Source organism: Ponticaulis profundi, assembly GCF_042659465.1.
GTDB lineage: Bacteria > Pseudomonadota > Alphaproteobacteria > Caulobacterales > Hyphomonadaceae > Ponticaulis > Ponticaulis profundi.
In genome coordinates, this window is record NZ_JBHSSW010000013.1 from 19,510 (window position 1) to 34,748 (window position 15,239).

At 55.2% G+C, this 15,239-nt stretch carries 14 protein-coding genes; 3 read left to right on the top strand and 11 right to left on the bottom strand.

Annotated features, from left to right (window positions below):
• Position 1 precedes the first annotated feature (1 nt).
• The 9 genes from ACFQDM_RS11525 to ACFQDM_RS11565 all read right to left on the bottom strand — a co-directional run bounded on the left by ACFQDM_RS11525 (position 2) and on the right by ACFQDM_RS11565 (position 9,575).
• Complete coding sequence (locus ACFQDM_RS11525; RefSeq protein ID WP_377379182.1) at positions 2-814, bottom strand: sensor histidine kinase; 813 nt, start codon at positions 812-814, stop codon at positions 2-4.
• Between the two features lie 7 nt (positions 815-821).
• The gene (locus ACFQDM_RS11530; protein WP_377379183.1) at positions 822-3,797 is read right to left on the bottom strand and encodes a sensor histidine kinase; all 2,976 of its coding nucleotides are present in this window, start codon (positions 3,795-3,797) and stop codon (positions 822-824) included.
• 122 nt (positions 3,798-3,919) lie between these two features.
• Positions 3,920-4,390: a PTS sugar transporter subunit IIA gene (locus tag ACFQDM_RS11535; RefSeq protein ID WP_377379185.1), complete on the bottom strand. Its 471-nt coding sequence runs from the start codon at positions 4,388-4,390 to the stop codon at positions 3,920-3,922.
• Positions 4,391-4,427: 37 nt separating this feature from the next.
• Complete coding sequence (hpf, locus tag ACFQDM_RS11540; protein ID WP_377379187.1) at positions 4,428-5,018, bottom strand: ribosome hibernation-promoting factor, HPF/YfiA family; 591 nt, start codon at positions 5,016-5,018, stop codon at positions 4,428-4,430.
• 248 nt (positions 5,019-5,266) lie between these two features.
• On the bottom strand, positions 5,267-6,763 hold the full coding sequence (rpoN, locus tag ACFQDM_RS11545) for an RNA polymerase factor sigma-54 (RefSeq protein WP_377379189.1): 1,497 nt from the start codon (positions 6,761-6,763) through the stop codon (positions 5,267-5,269).
• A 10-nt stretch (positions 6,764-6,773) separates the two neighbouring features.
• Positions 6,774-7,508 carry an LPS export ABC transporter ATP-binding protein gene (lptB, locus tag ACFQDM_RS11550; RefSeq protein WP_377379191.1) on the bottom strand — a complete coding sequence of 245 codons (735 nt, stop codon included), beginning with the start codon at positions 7,506-7,508 and terminating at the stop codon, positions 6,774-6,776.
• 112 nt (positions 7,509-7,620) lie between these two features.
• The gene (gene lptA, locus ACFQDM_RS11555; RefSeq protein WP_377379193.1) at positions 7,621-8,157 is read right to left on the bottom strand and encodes a lipopolysaccharide transport periplasmic protein LptA; all 537 of its coding nucleotides are present in this window, start codon (positions 8,155-8,157) and stop codon (positions 7,621-7,623) included.
• Between the two features lies 1 nt (position 8,158).
• On the bottom strand, positions 8,159-8,800 hold the full coding sequence (lptC, locus tag ACFQDM_RS11560) for an LPS export ABC transporter periplasmic protein LptC (protein ID WP_377379195.1): 642 nt from the start codon (positions 8,798-8,800) through the stop codon (positions 8,159-8,161).
• A 157-nt stretch (positions 8,801-8,957) separates the two neighbouring features.
• Positions 8,958-9,575 carry a ribonuclease D gene (locus ACFQDM_RS11565; protein ID WP_377379197.1) on the bottom strand — a complete coding sequence of 206 codons (618 nt, stop codon included), beginning with the start codon at positions 9,573-9,575 and terminating at the stop codon, positions 8,958-8,960.
• Positions 9,576-9,797: 222 nt separating this feature from the next.
• On the opposite strand from ACFQDM_RS11565, the gene ACFQDM_RS11570 reads away from it, so the two are divergent.
• From ACFQDM_RS11570 to ACFQDM_RS11580, 3 genes are all read left to right on the top strand, one after another.
• Positions 9,798-11,048, top strand: coding sequence for a hypothetical protein (locus ACFQDM_RS11570; RefSeq protein WP_377379199.1), 1,251 nt, complete (start codon positions 9,798-9,800; stop codon positions 11,046-11,048).
• A gap of 64 nt (positions 11,049-11,112) precedes the next feature.
• Positions 11,113-12,360, top strand: a complete 1,248-nt coding sequence (locus ACFQDM_RS11575; RefSeq protein ID WP_377379201.1) for a hypothetical protein — start codon at positions 11,113-11,115, stop codon at positions 12,358-12,360.
• Positions 12,361-12,429: 69 nt separating this feature from the next.
• Positions 12,430-12,927: a CreA family protein gene (locus ACFQDM_RS11580; RefSeq protein ID WP_377379203.1), complete on the top strand. Its 498-nt coding sequence runs from the start codon at positions 12,430-12,432 to the stop codon at positions 12,925-12,927.
• A 263-nt stretch (positions 12,928-13,190) separates the two neighbouring features.
• On the opposite strand, the gene ACFQDM_RS11585 is transcribed toward ACFQDM_RS11580, so the two are convergent.
• The gene (locus tag ACFQDM_RS11585) at positions 13,191-15,035 is read right to left on the bottom strand and encodes an ABC transporter ATP-binding protein (protein ID WP_377379205.1); all 1,845 of its coding nucleotides are present in this window, start codon (positions 15,033-15,035) and stop codon (positions 13,191-13,193) included.
• Complete coding sequence (locus ACFQDM_RS11590) at positions 14,986-15,237, bottom strand: DUF4170 domain-containing protein (protein ID WP_377379207.1); 252 nt, start codon at positions 15,235-15,237, stop codon at positions 14,986-14,988. Before ACFQDM_RS11590 ends, ACFQDM_RS11585 begins: the two co-directional genes overlap by 50 nt.
• Positions 15,238-15,239 lie beyond the last annotated feature (2 nt).

The window sequence follows — 15,239 nt, forward strand, 5'->3', positions numbered from 1 at the left end:
CCTAGTTTTCTTTATTCTGTTCTGGGAGTGGTCGGATCAAGGCCGGGCCAGACGTTTCGGAAAGCGTCTCTATGGGCAGATGGATTTCAAATTCCACCCGATCATTGTCCATATCGACATCGAGTTCCCCCCCGTATTGCTCAATGAGCAAACGGATAATCTTCAGCTCTGTCCCCTGGCAGAGCATGTTCAGGCGCGCCTTGTCCTCTTCTGCGAGGACATTGGAGAGTTCACTCACATCGACAAGCGACCTCGCCTCAAAGACGGCCTTCAGCGACAGCGAAACGTCATGACCATCCGACCAGGTGAGAAAGTCCAGTCGGCCGTGGTTCTTGACGATATCCGCGCCGATCGTGAACAGCTTGTCGAGCACCAGTTCCACAAGGCGCCGGTCAGTGACCTGCAGCGGCTCGCTTTCCTCCGACCAGGACACGAAGTTCAGATGCGGATTGGCATCCTTATACTCTTCAATCAGCTTCGCCGTGACTTCGCTGAGTTCAGACGTAGCCGGCGGGCGGTCCTGCACACAGGAGGCCAGCTCGGACATTTCAATCGAGCGCTCAACAATCCCGACCATCTTTTCAACCGTCGCACGGATCGTGTGCACGCGTTCGCGGACTTCATCCGGTGACATGGTTTCCGCGCGGCGTGCCAGGCGACGGGCTGTGCCGTCAATCACGGTCAAAGGCGTTCGGAAGGAATGACGCGTATCGAAGGACAAACGGTCACGAAGAAACTTCAGCTCTTCGGCGGCCGTATGCGCAGCGTCCAGAATTGGTATGACGCTCTCTTTGGTTTCCGGTTTGGTATTCATCTTTCCCTCACGCCACATCTTCGTTCGTTTCGAAGGTGCGGTGGGTGTCCGGCGCTGTATCTCCCGGCGCTGTGTCCAATGGGGACTTCAGCGGCAATTTAAGCGTCAGTTCGGTCCATTCACCTTCAACACTATCGATTTCGACATCCCCATAGTGCATCTCAACCAGGCTTTTCACGAGGTTCAGACCAATGCCTGTCCCCGGAATACCCGTTGATGTCGAAGCCCGGAAAAAGCGTTGGAAGATTTTTGATATTTCTTCCTTCGGAATGCCAATCCCGGTGTCTCTGACTTTCAGAGTAGCATACTGATCTTCAACAAACCCTTTCACGGACACATATTTGCGTTTGCCGGAATATTTCACGGCATTCGAAATGATGTTCGTGACCACATTGTCCAGCAGCTTGGCGTCGCCGAACATGTTGGTTGGAAGCTCATCAATATCGACATCAATCGTGTACGTTGTCGCCACTTCCTTCTGGCGCGTACAAACCTCATTCACCAGATCCTTCAGGCTGAATGGCTCTGGTGACAGACGGATACGTCCTGACGACAGACGCGTCGCATCCAGCGTCCGCTCAACCAGCATGGTCATACGTTTGACCGTCGCCCGGATCGTGCCAACGCGTTCTCGAATTTCGTCTGGCGCAAGGCGGTCAGCGCGCTTCTCAATCCGGCGTGCAGCCCCATCGATAATGGTCAATGGTGTTCGGAACTCATGGCTTGCCATAGACACAAACTCAGCCTGCATCCGGTTCAGCTCACGCTCGGACGCCAGAGCTTTCTCCAGCTCCAGAGACTGGTTCATAATCGTCTGGGTACGCTCTTCAACGCGAGCGGCCAGTTCATCGCGGCTCGCAATCAGCTCAAGTTCGAGGTTTTTGCGCTCGGTGATGTTGCGATGGACAATCACACAGCCCGCATAGGTACCATCTGATTCAAAGATCGGCGTGTGGATCGCGTCCACCCAATATGGGTCGCCGGACTTCGGATAGATCAGCAGCTCTTCATTGACCGGCACATGGCTCGTGACCGCGCGCACAGAACGATCCAGCTTTTCGCGGTTTGTATCAGGGCCTGACAGAATGATATTGAGCGGCACATCGCACATCTCAGCCAGCGAATAACCCGTCATCTTCTCCATGGATGGGTTCACCCATGCCACAGAGTAATTCGTATCGAGGATCGCCATGCCATCCGAAGCGTGACGCGCAATCAGGGCCAGGCGGTCTGATTCGGCGCGTGCAGATGCCAGTCGCTGGCGGATGGCACGATCTTCGGTAACATCTTCAATGACATGAACAAACTGACGCACCCGGCGATCTGTAAACACAGGAGACACAGCGCCGCTGAGCCAGAAATCCTGACCGTTCTTGCGCATAGCGAGGATTTCGTAATCGGCTGTGCGGTTGTCACGCAGGTTTTCTGAGACGCTCCGGATGACATCTTCATCCGCATCCGGGTGATTGATAACGTCTTCGAGGCGCACGCCTTCAAGCTCATGTGGTGCAAACCCACTCATCTGAGAGAAGGCGTCATTGCACCAGGTGACCCGGCCACGCCAGTCGGTCAGCACGATGCCCTTGGTCGTGTGCTCAGCGCAAAGCGCGAGCTTGTAGACACGCGCCTTTTCCGCCTCCAACTCATCGAGCGCGCCAACGGTGGAACGCTGCGCAGGCAGGAACACACCAAACACCATGAAGCCGAAGATGAAGATGCCACCGACCAGGGACATGTCGCGGACCAGCAACTGCAGGTCATTTGTCTCTTTGGCGTGTACCAGAACACGGCGCGATAATTCGCTTAAACGGCTTCCGAAAAGCAGCTCTTCAACCTTGGTAAAATCCGAGATCTGAGACTGAAGGCCAAAGCTCGACTTCAGAAACTGGTAGAAGTGATCCATTTCTTCCGCCAGCGAAATGCCGGAATCCTCGCCATTATGCGTAGCAAAGTTCGAATAGTAGAATTCGCGCACGCCATCGGCTGTTGAAGGACTTGCGATCAGTTCTTCAACGCGTGTCTTGTTCTCATAGAAGCTCTGGATTTGCTCGAAGACGGTCGAAGGCACCTTCCAGCTCGACATCTCTGTCAGATCGCGCGCCTGATACTCCTGCGCCTGCACAAACAGTTCTGAGCGTTGCGCGTTGAGGGTTTCGGTCAGCCGTGCCAGTTCAAAATACGTCGTTGATCGGCGGGTCGAGTAGTCGGTCGCCTGAAACACAGAGATCGACAACAGCGCCGTCAGAAAAGCGGCCACGGCATATCGGCGCCAGTGCTGACGAGGGTCGGAGCCCGTAACAAAGGTCAGGCTGACGGCAATCACCGTTGAAATGGCGAGAAAACACTGCAGTCGGCGCGCATCCAGACCAACATCGGACAGCATTTCGTACTGCGTGACATCAAACTGAATGCCATGTACCAGGCTGAGCTGAATGGCCGGAAAGGCCAGTCCGACAAGCGGAATACCGAGCAGCGTCAGGCGGCTTTGGTTCTTGTAAATCAGGCGCGAATGAAAAATGGCATAGAAGGCGCAAATCGGCAGAACGGTCGCCAACAGAAAGGTCATGTCGATCGTCGTCGGCTTGACCGGATAGGCCATCATCAACGTCAGCACGCCTTGCACCGTACAAACCGAAACGACCCATGCACCCGCCGCAGCGCGGATGATCCGATCGCGCTTCACATTGGACATCCACAAGGTCACAAGCGCCCCGGCAGACGCCGTCAGCAACAAAATGACCAGCTCACCTGCCGTGATGTGAATTTCGCGCGGATTGGCGGTGAACAGTAGGACGAGCAGAACATGCCCGAAAAACTGCTGCGCAATCAGCATGCTCAGAATGCTGCGATCACTGTAAGAGGTCGATTGGCCCCGCCCCGCAAAATTTCGGAACCGGATGACAACGAACCCCAGAATTGCCAGTCCCGCAATAAACATTGCGGCATTTGCCAATTCATACCCGGAAAGAGGAATTCCCAACATTACCCACCTGACGTATTTTGTCAGAGGGAACCACAAACAGTTTAAAAAACCGCTCCGGTGGTTGTTGGAAGTTTAAAAAACACCCGCAAGATAGTCTTAATAACCAAACATGGTTAGTCGATTCATGCGGCGGTGCTGGTCACCTGATTGCCCAGAATCATGCGGATTTCCTGCTCATCTTCAGCAGATCGCAATTCATCGCGCAGCTCTGACTGACGCATGACACGCGCGACTTTCGCAAGCGCGCGCAAATGATCTGCGCCAGCACCATCCGGTGCCAGAAGCATGAAGACAAGGTCGCAAGGCTGTTCGTCAACCGAATCAAAATTAACCGGCGTCAGAAGGCGTGCAAAGCCGCCAATCGGCTGTGTCACACCTTCCAGTCGGGCGTGCGGCAGCACAACACCATGGCCCACGGCCGTGGAGCCGAGCTGCTCGCGCTCCAGTATGGCGCTTAGAATTTCACGTTCAGGAACATGCGTCACAGCGGCCATGGCTGCCGACATGCGTGTAAACACCTGTTTGGCGCTGGTGCACGTCAAAGCCGGAAGAACCGGGCCTCCGTTCAGAAGATCTGAAAGGTCTTTCGCCATACTAAGTCCAATTTCGCTTGGTCGCTCCGGACGTCACTTAAGACGCGTTACCGGGATCGACCCACCCAATGTGTCCATCACTGCGCCGGTAGACCATATTCAGTCCGCCATGAACAGCGTTTCGAAACATAAGTGCCGGAACATCCATCAGTTCCAGCTGCATGACCGCCATAGAAGCAGTCATTGTGTTCACTTTGGTCTGCTTTTCAGCAATGACCGCCGGAGCTTCGACCGTATCGTAATCGACTTCGTCATCTTCACCGGCCTCTTCTTCGACCGGCGCCAGAACAGAGTATGCCGCCATTTCGGCAGGAATAGGGCTCTTGTCTGAGCGGTGGTGATCTTTCAGTCGACGTTTATACCGTCGAACCCGCTTTTCGAGCTTGTCCAGTGCAAGTTCGAACGCCGCATATGGATCATCCGCTTCCGCGCTGCTCTGAAGCGAAATTCCAGATGGCAGAGCCACCTGACATTCGGCTTCATAGAGATGCCCATCCTTGGCCATGCTGACATTGCCTTCGGTGGCGCGGTCGAAATATTTCGTCACCGCATCCTCAAGCCCGTTTTCAATGCGCGTACGCAGGGCATCACCGAGATCGATATTTTTACCGGCAATTTGAATATGCATGTCGGGTCCTTTTCTCTTGTCATTTATCCCCTCGCACCATGAGTGTGCATCACAGAATGAGGGTCTGACAAGAATAAGGGCGGGCACTTGGACCAACTCTTCTGGGGAGTCAAGTCACGCAACCCTGAGGTTCAGACATAAGCTCCCCCTACCCCGGGGCTTGCGGCCCCAAAAGCATGTTCGAAAGTTTTCATTTTTTCTGGCGGACCGCTGTCGAGAAGGACCTCAAACGCAGAAAAACCAGAAAATCAGGCCGATTGGCGCATCGCCCGGCGTCTCTGAACAGAGGACGGAATCCTCAAGGATTCCCGATACTTGGCGACAGTGCGTCGTGCGATATCGATCCCAAAGCCTCGCAACTCATCTACAAGTTGGTCATCTGACAGCACCGTATCGAGTGTTTCGGTATCAATCAGAGCCTTGATCCTGTGACGAACAGCCTCAGCCGAATGCGACTCTCCGCCGCCCGTCGAGGCAATCGCTGCCGAAAAGAAATATTTCAGTTCAAACAAACCGCGCGGTGAAGACAGATATTTGTTTGATGTCACCCGTGACACGGTGGACTCATGCATGCCAATCGCATCTGCGACCGTTTTCAGGTTCAGCGGACGCAAATGCGCGACACCGTGGACAAAGAAGGCATCCTGCTGGCGCACAACTTCCTGCGCGACCTTCAGAATGGTGCGTGCGCGCTGGTCCAGGCTCTTTATGAGCCAGTTGGCATTGGCCGCACATTCCTCGATAAATTCCTTTTCAGCGTCGCGTTTCGCATGCGCCGAGACTTCCGCATAATATGTGCGGTCCATCAGAATACGTGGCAGCGTATCGCTGTTCAGTTCCACCCCGAACGCGCCATGCGGCAATTCACGGACAAACACATCCGGCACAACGGTTTGCGCAGCATCGCCGGCAAAGGCAGCGCCTGGGCGCGGTGTAAGCGCCTTGATCTCGGCAATCATGTCGAGCACGTCAGCGCGGTCCACACCGCACTTTTGAGACAACGCTGACAAATCATGTTTCGCAACCAGTGCGAGGTTCTCGAGCAGCGCTTGCATGGCCGGATCAAAGCGATCCATTTCCTTCAGCTGCAGCGCCAGACATTCCTCCAGAGACCGCGCCATCACACCGGTTGGCTCAAAGGACTGACAGGCCAGAAGCACACGCTCCACCTGTTCCAGCTCGACACCGAGCTGTTCAGCCGACTGGTCGAGGTCAACACGCAGATAACCGCTGTCGTCGACATCTTCGATGAGCTGAGAGGCAATCAGTCGATCCGCCACCGTCCAGGATGACAGGTTCAGCTGATCTTTCAGGTGTTCCTTGAGGCTCTTTTCGGTGGTGAGCACGGATTCAAAATCAAAATCCTCACCGCCGCCACTCGATGGGCTCGCGCCTGCACCGGATGACGCGCTCGCGGCGCCATGCGCTGTGACGGCCTCATCAGAAGGGCCATCTGATTCATACGCGTCTTCATGGGGGGCATCGAGATTGTCCTGCGCTTCACTCAGCCGCGCACCATCATCGAGATTGAGATCTTCGGAACTTGATTCGGAGGCGCTTTCAGGCGAATCGCCGCTCTGCTCACCATCATCGCGCTGCAGAAGCGGATTCTTTTCGAGCTCCTGCTCGATATATTCGGCCAGCTCGATATTCGAGAGCTGCAGCAGTTTGATCGCCTGCTGCAGTTGAGGTGTCATGACAAGGGATTGCCCCTGTCGAAGTTCTATTCGCTGTGAAAACGCCACCGCGAGCCTCCTAGGCCGCGAACCTTTCACCCAGATAGACCCGGCGCACTTCTTCGTTTGTCAGAATGTCCTGAGGTGAGCCTTCGAAAAGAACACGTCCATCATAGATAATGGAGGCTCGATCAACGATTTCCAGTGTCTCACGGACCTGGTGGTCGGTAATCAGCACGCCGATGCCGCGTTCTTTCAGATAACGCACCAGATCAGAAATATCCGAAATGGCCAGAGGGTCGATCCCGGTGAACGGTTCGTCCAACAACATGAAACTCGGCCGGGATGCAAGCGCGCGTGCAATTTCGACCCGGCGGCGTTCACCACCGGAAAGCGACATCGCAGACTGCGATCGGATATGGGTAATGTTCAGCTCTTCCAGAAGCCCTTCCACCACCTGCTTGCGGGCGGCTTTGCTCTTCTCTGTCAGCTCAACAACGCTCATCACGTTTTCTTCGACGGTCATACCGCGAAAAATAGACGTCTCCTGTGGGAGATAGCCGACACCCAGACGTGCTCGCTGATACATTGGCAGGCCGGTTACGTCCTCACCATCGATCTCGATACGTCCTTCATCAGCTGCGATGAGTCCCATCATCATATAGAAACAGGTGGTCTTACCTGCACCATTAGGGCCGAGCAGGCCAACAACTTCCCCACGTCGCAGAGAAAGCGAGACATCATGAACCACGCGTCGTTTCTTGAACGACTTGGCGAGGTTTGATGCTGTCAGACCGGAAAGGTCATCGCTCACGCGTCTACTCCATCATTGTGGGGGCTTGTTATCAGCCTACGGCCCGATTTTTGCAGAGACCCCCTAAAATACTGTTGAAGCCGCGAAAAAAATGCGACTTCGCGCAATTCTCTTATTCTTCGCCGTCGGCTTCCTCGGTCACGAGTACCGTGCGAACGCGCTCACCCTTTTTCTTGGAGTTTGCGCTGACGGTTGATTTTCCGCTTCCAACCTCAATCACCAGGCGGTCGCCGACAATGACGTTCTCGCCACGTGTCACAATAACATCGCCGGTCAGGACAATGGTGTCATTCTGATAGTTATAGACGCCGCGATTGCCTTTGGCCTGCTCATTCGGCGTCATGTAGAAGACAGAACCTTCCGCCACGAGCTGCTTCACGGCACCGACGCCACTTCCGATACCGGAATTGGCCTGACCTTCTGCCGGCTGCTTTTCTTCGAACAGGATGGTCAGCTTGTCCGTGCGGATCCGTGCATCGCCCTGAATGGCGTCGACATTGCCCATGTAGATGGCCTTGCTCTGCTTATCCAGAAACTCGAGCGTGTCCGCTTCGATCTGGATCGGGCCGCTCTGGCCACTCAGCTGAGCTGACGCACCGAAGGTCAGCGCTGACGCCAATACGGATACTGATACAAGTGCTTTCCACATGTTACTCTCCTGTGTCCGGTTCCGAAGGCTCTAGCTCGGTCCAGACATTTCCCTTGAAGATGACGCGATCGCCGCCATCCAGAATTTCATAACTATCGGCCCTGATTTTGCCGATAGGTCCCTCACCCGTCAGGGGTTGCACACCGACCACACGGTTTTCCTGCACGAACAGACGTGCATGAGTCGTGCTGAAACGCATCCCGCTGGAATCCGTCATGATCACATCGTCAAAGAGTTCAAGCTGCTGCGTCGCCTGATCGAACTCACCGCGAGGCGCACTGACTGTGCCTGTAATGCTTTCATCCAGAGACGGTGAAACGAGTTCCACAATCGCCGGGTTTGCACCATTACGCTTAGCCGAGCTGGCCGTGATCACATAAGGCTGACCGGTTGCATCACGCCCGGAAAACCGCGGGTTCTGCATGGTCACCATATTGTCGCCAGCATCGATGGTGCTCGCCGTTTCACCGCTGATCACGCTATAGGCCAGGCTGCCGATCATCACACCTGCAGAGATCGCTGCGATCGTCGTAAACAACATGCGCAGAAAGCGCACCAGATCAGACCGCTTGCGTGCCTGCTCAAGAGAAAGTCGGCGCTTTGGCGCCCAGAAATCTTCTTGTGTTGCGGCAATTGCAGACATGGCAGACGATGACTTTCCTGGGATTTTCCCGGTTCCTGATATGAACTAGCCGAAGCTGTGCGGCGAAACTAGGGCATTCTTTGGGCGTTGGCCACGAAGCCCCGGCATTTGCGCGCCGTTTGTGCAGTTCGAAAACGCTCTGACGGACCTTTGTCGATCAGGCGTGCGCGAAAATATCGACCTCATCCCAGCCAGCGAGGTCCAGATCTGCGCGTGTCGGCAGAAAGTCAAAACAGGCGCGCGCAAGCTCAATCCGGTCTTCCCGCACCAGCATACGCGTCAGCTCATCACGGATCTTGTGAAGATGCAGCACGTCCGAAGCGGCATAAGCGAGCTGGGCATCCGTTAAGGTTTCAGCGCCCCAGTCAGAGCTTTGCTGCGCCTTCGACATATCAACGCCGGCGAGTTCGCGAGACACGTCCTTCAGACCATGGCGATCAGTATAGGTGCGGACCAGTTTGGAAGCGATCTTCGTGCAGAAAACCGGGCGGCATGTGACACCCAGATACTTTTTGATCATCGCCACATCGAAGCGCGCAAAGTGGAAAATCTTTTCAATGGAGCTGTCCGCGAACAACGCCTTCAGGTTCGGACAATCATAGGAAGACCGGTCCATCTGAACGACATGGGCTGTGCCATCGCCTGCAGAAAGCTGAACCACACAGAGCTTGTCACGCACAAGCGAAAGACCAAGGGTTTCCGTATCTACGGCCACCGCATCAGGCCAGCTGAGCCCATCTGGAAGGTCGCCTTTATGCAGTGTGATCGAAGTCATGCCGTTTTGCCTCTGTACGTGGATGGATGGTCTCTTCCAGCCTCCGCCGACAGTGTCAAGTTTCCAGCCATGATATCAGGTTGCACGCGCCTGCCGCAGACGGATCTTCCACCTTCCGGCAGCACGAACATGGTTATCAGAAACCTCGCAATTGTTCTGAACGAATTCACGTCCGGTTACGCTCCTGCGGCTATCCTCAGTTGATAGAAAGAAAGATAAGGGATGAGCGTAGCAAAACACATAACCACCAATGCGGCTGGTGCTGTCCGGCTCGTTTCGCTTCGCCTCACGGCCAGCGAGCGAAGCCTTGTTGAAAGCTCGAAATCAATCTCTGTCTTCATTCAGCGCTTTCTGGAAAAGGCTGTTCAACCTCCCTTCCGCTTCAAACAAATCTCAGAGCTTTCCTTCGCCATCAGCGCACCATGCGATGATGACATGTTCAGCGATTACGCCATCACGCTACACGAACGCCTCAAAGAGTTTCTGTTTGGCTCGGAACGATCAGAGGAAGCCGATGTGCTGGTCTTCGCGGGTAATGATGTGGACGTCGCGAAATTCCTGTCAGAAACAGAAGAAGAAGCGTCTGCAAGATCTGAAGCCTTTGTGAAGCGTGTTCAGGACGCAAAGGCTGAAAGCGGTTCAATCGTTGTTAATCCCGCTTTCAAGCCGATGACAGGCAAGCGTCCGCTCTTGTTTCGCGGCATTCTCGAGTGCAAACACAATGTGCTGCTGGCTTATGCCATCACGCCCAGTAGCTCAGATCGCTATGAAAGCGGTGACTTCGTGCATGGGGACGTCAGCCTCGCCCAATACCTGCAGTTCCGAGGTGCGGAAAGCATCCGGTTCTCAATGCGGGTTTTCGACAAGGCCAGCTATCTGCTGCAGACCTCAAGAGAAGAAGGCCAGAAGGTCTTTTTCAACTGCCCGCTCTCATACCGCTCCGTCCTGTCGATTCAGGACAAGCACCAGTTCTTCGAGAATATGAACCAGCATCCGGACTGGGTGCGTGATCACATGTTTCTGACCGTTTACGCAGCACCGCCGTCGGCCAGTTCTTCCGTGATCCAGCGCTTCTGCAGCCAGTTTTCACCTTATTTCCGTTTCCTCGACTGGCACGTCACACATTCGGATTTTGCCCCAAACCAGTTCATGGCCGGTCATCTCCACTCCGTATCGCTCGACCTGGATAATGTCCGCAGCCATCGCGATCAGGAGCTCAGACATTTTCTCGAGAAGGTCGCCAGCCTTCGAAAGCTGAAAATTCGGGCTGGTGTGTATGGCGTCGAAACCGTTGAAGAGTTACGCCAGTGCGCTCAGGCCGGTGTCACCTATGCATCAGGCAACGCAATTACAGGCGCACTGACCAGCTTTTCACCTGTGCGCACGGTCAGTCCGGGCGAACTGCCGATTCTTCAGGACGCAGAGCATTTCGAGGGAACCTACGGTTCAGTGAAACGTTTGGTGAACGCTTAAGGCAATACGATCAGGATATTTCACACTGACGCCTCCAGTCTCCGGATGCGTCCAACCTTGATGGATGACAGACAGTATGACGGTCTCGCGCCAGATCGGCACTGCAAAAACCGGAGCCATCAGATTGGTCAGTCTTCGGCTGACCTCCGACCAGGAACAACTGATGGATGGCTCGAAAATGTTTTCGCGCTTCGTCGAACAGTTTCTTGAGACCGAGGTCCAGCGTCCATACCGGTTCAAACAATTGAGCGGCACCAGCTTCATGATCAATGGCCCGGGGGCGCCGTCTGACTTCGAAGATTACGTCCTGACGCTCCATGACAGCCTCAAAGCATTCCTCTTCGGCTCGGAAGACAAAGAAACCACGAATGATTTCCTGACCTTCGCAGGTACCGAAGAAGAGGTCGCCACCTTTGCGACCGAGCCGGAAGAAAAAGCGCGCAAGCGTTCGGAATCCTTCATGTCGTCCGTTCGCATGCGACAGATCGAAAATGACCGGGTGGCGAATGACGACCCCGAAGAGGAAAAGCCGCTGACCATGTCGGGAACGCGCTATCGCGGCTTCTTTCACTGTCAGAAAAAAGCCCTGCTCGGGTTCCGGATCACACCCGCTCATGATGATGCCAACCAGACGATTGGCTTTCAGGACGTTGATCGAAACATCAGCCAGACCATTCGCGCTGCTGGCGACAATGCGATCGATTTCTGTATCGATGTGCTGGAGAAATCCTCTGCTGACCTGCAGTCCGACGCAGCCAGATCCTCGGCCATCGTTTTCAACTGCCCCTTTCCATATGGCAGCCTTTCATCATCGGCAGACAAGAGCCGGTTTCTCGCATGCCTGGCCCGCCAGCCGGAATGGGTCCGAAACCGCATCATTCTCACCGTAGAGGGCACACCGCCAAGCACGAACTCGTCCATGCTGATCCGCTATAAGACGGAGTTCTCACCGCTCATTCGCAATCTGGGCTGGATGCTCGGTGGCAACGATCTGGCACCCGCCGAGTTTATCGGCAGCCAGCTCCACGCCGTTGGCCTCGATCTCGATCAGGTCACCACGTCTCGCGAAACAGCACTCCGCAGTTTCTGCAAGCATGTGCCTGCCCTGAAGGAGCTTCGAATTGCCCAGGCCGTGCGTGGCCTGAGGTCTCTGGAAGAGCTCAATATTTGCATCGATCATGGTATCGTCTACGCGTCGGGCGATGCGATCACATCGGCCCTACGTCAGTTTGTGCCAGCGCAACTGGTCAAACCGGAACGCTTGCCGCTGAATGACCAACACCTTTTCAATAACGCCTCGTCCCCGGCATAATCAAACCATGCCATTTGCGCGAAGCGCGGGACCAATCAAAAATCCGGAAGAGAGACACAGATGCCAATCGTGCCATCGCTCAAAAAAGCCCTGATCGGCCTGTCATTTCCCATCTGCCTGCTTGTCAGCGCCTGCGGCGGTGGGTCAGACGAAGTCGGTGAATTCAAGAATGACTGGCTGGGTAACGAGATCAAGATCGAGGCGCTGCACGATCCCCGCGTGCCCGGCATTGTCTGCCACTTCACCCATTTTGACCGCGGCTTCTGGGATCGGCTTGGAAAAGGCAACTGGTTCGAAGATCCATCCAATGCCTCCATCGATTGCCAGCGCAGCGGAGACTTCATTGATCTTTCCCGCGCCAGAAAATCCAAATCCGGCGAGAAGGTTTTCGATCAGAAACAAAGCCTCTTCTTCAAGCATGTGTCCGTGCGCCGGATCATCGATCTTGAAAACCGCGCCGTGCTCTATGTCGTGTATTCGAACAAGCCGGTGGATGGTTCTGCCAAGATGAGCCTGTCGACCGTCCCGCTCACGGCGGAAGAAGTCGCGCCCTTCACCGAGCGCTGAAAAAACAACCCGGACAGCTTTTCAGAGCTGTCCGGGTCGCTTGAAGTGACCATGCAGCAGATCCATCGGGCTCTCTATGGAGCCTCTGTGTCTGGCCTGCCTTGCACGTTTTGCCTTCGTGGGTGGTCTGGTCTTCCACAGCCTTTTTCTCACAGAAAGCCTTAACAGGAGCCGAACAGAAATTTACGATTCTTGGGCGATTTGGGAAAAACTGACCAAAAAGCGAAGTTATCCACACCCCGAAATTTCAGTATTTTCTGAACTCAGCCCTGAAGCTGGATCGCAGCCAGACGTGCATACACCCCGCCCTTGTTGATCAGCTCGTCATGCTTGCCGGTTTCGACCACACGGCCGTCTTCCAGAACAACAATGCAATCAGCATTGCGCACGGTCGAAAGCCTGTGCGCAATGACCAGAGTGGTTCGGTTCCGGGTGTATTGCTCCAGAGCCGCCTGAACTTTCGCTTCGCTTTCCGCATCCAGCGCGGATGTGGCCTCGTCCAGCAGCAGGAGTTTGGTATCGCGGAGAATGGCGCGCGCTAGAGCAATCCGCTGTCTCTGACCACCAGACAGGTTTCGTCCCATCTCACCAACCGGCGCGTCATAGCCACCTGGCAGGGCGGTGATGAAGTCATGCGCATTGGCAAGCTTCGCTGCGGTTTCGATCTCCTCCTGCGTGGCATTCAACTTCGCCAGAGCGATATTCGCAGCGATCGTGTCATCAAAAAGCGCCGAATCCTGCGCGACCAGAGCCATGCGCTTGCGAAGCTCACTTCCCTTCGGCGCGCGGATATCAAGTCCGTCGAAACGGATCTCTCCATAGGTCGGATCATAGAGCCGCATAAGCAGATTGAAGATAGTCGATTTCCCCGCCCCGCTCGGCCCGACCAGCGCAACCGTATCACCGGCAGCGACCTCAAAACTCAGCCCCTTCAGGGCAGCCGTTCCATCCGGATAATTGAAATGGACATTATCGAAAACGACCTCGCCACGCGGCAAAGGCATGGGAACAGGGTCGTCCGGGTCCTTCACCGAGGGTTCGGACTTCAGGACATCAAAGACGCGGTCTGCCGCTGCACCACCTTCTTGCGCAACCGCATTGAGCGTACCAAGTGCGCGCAGCTCAGGCGCCGCAAGGCCAATCAGGCCGAGAAAGCCAAGAAAGTCGCCGAGCGTCGTTGCCCCCTCAGCAATCCGCCAGGTCGAGATCGCCAGAACACTGGCAATCGCCACACCGCCGGTCACTTCCAGAATGGGGTCAACAGCGGCCTTATCAGCCAGAATTTTCAGATAGAGCCGCGCACGCTGATAGAATTTTTCGTGCATGCGTGCCGTTTGATAGGACTCCAGCCCATAGGCCTTCACCACTCGCCCGGACTGAAACCCTTCAGACAGGAGCGATGTCACTTCCCCGACCTGCTTCTGCGCGGTCTTCGCGCGCTTGCGGACCCGATTGCCGAGCGCGATCACAGGCCCAAACGCAATCGGATAGGCAATGATCAGGATCAGCGCCAATTGCCAGTCGAGGATCAGCATGGAGGCGAAGGCTCCAATGACCGTCACAATGCCTTTTGTCAGATTGTTGGCCATGCGAAGACCGGCTTCGCGCATCGCATTCACATCATTGATGAAGCGGGACACATAATCGCCGGATGCAGCTGCATTCAGCCGCGCGAAGTCACCATGCGTCAGCGCATCGAACTGCGCGTCCTGCACATCGACCAGCCCGCGCTGAACGCCGGTATTGTTGGCAAGTGTCATGGAATACATGGAGCCGGCGCGAATGACGGACACCACCACAATGGCGAAGGTCAACGCGAACACCATGGAAAGGCCGGGCGTACCGAATCTCAGAACCAGACTGTCCGGATCGAGCGCCTCGGCGCCGCCGAGCATGGCCTGCAGGGAGTCGCCGATAAATTTGATCAGCACCATTTGCGACACGCCGGCCAGAGAGGTCAGGACAGCCGCAAGCGTGCCCCAGGCAAACCAATGCCAGTGGCGCGCAAAATAATCGCGGAAAAGGCGGAACAGGCCGCCTTTTTCACCTTCGTCAGACTTAGACGTTATGGTGCGCTCCCGTTTCCGGATCGAGCAGCTTGTGCGCATGCAGAATGAAATAGCGTGTTTCTGCGCTATCGACTGTGCGCTGCGCAGCGTCTTTCCACGCATCATAAGCAGCTTTGTAGTTCGGGAAGGCGCCGACGAAATCGATCTCTTTCAGATTTTCGAATTCGAGACCGGTTACGTCTTTCAGTTCACCACCGATGACAATGTGCAGAAGTTGCGTTTGTTTTGCGGTTTCGCTCATCT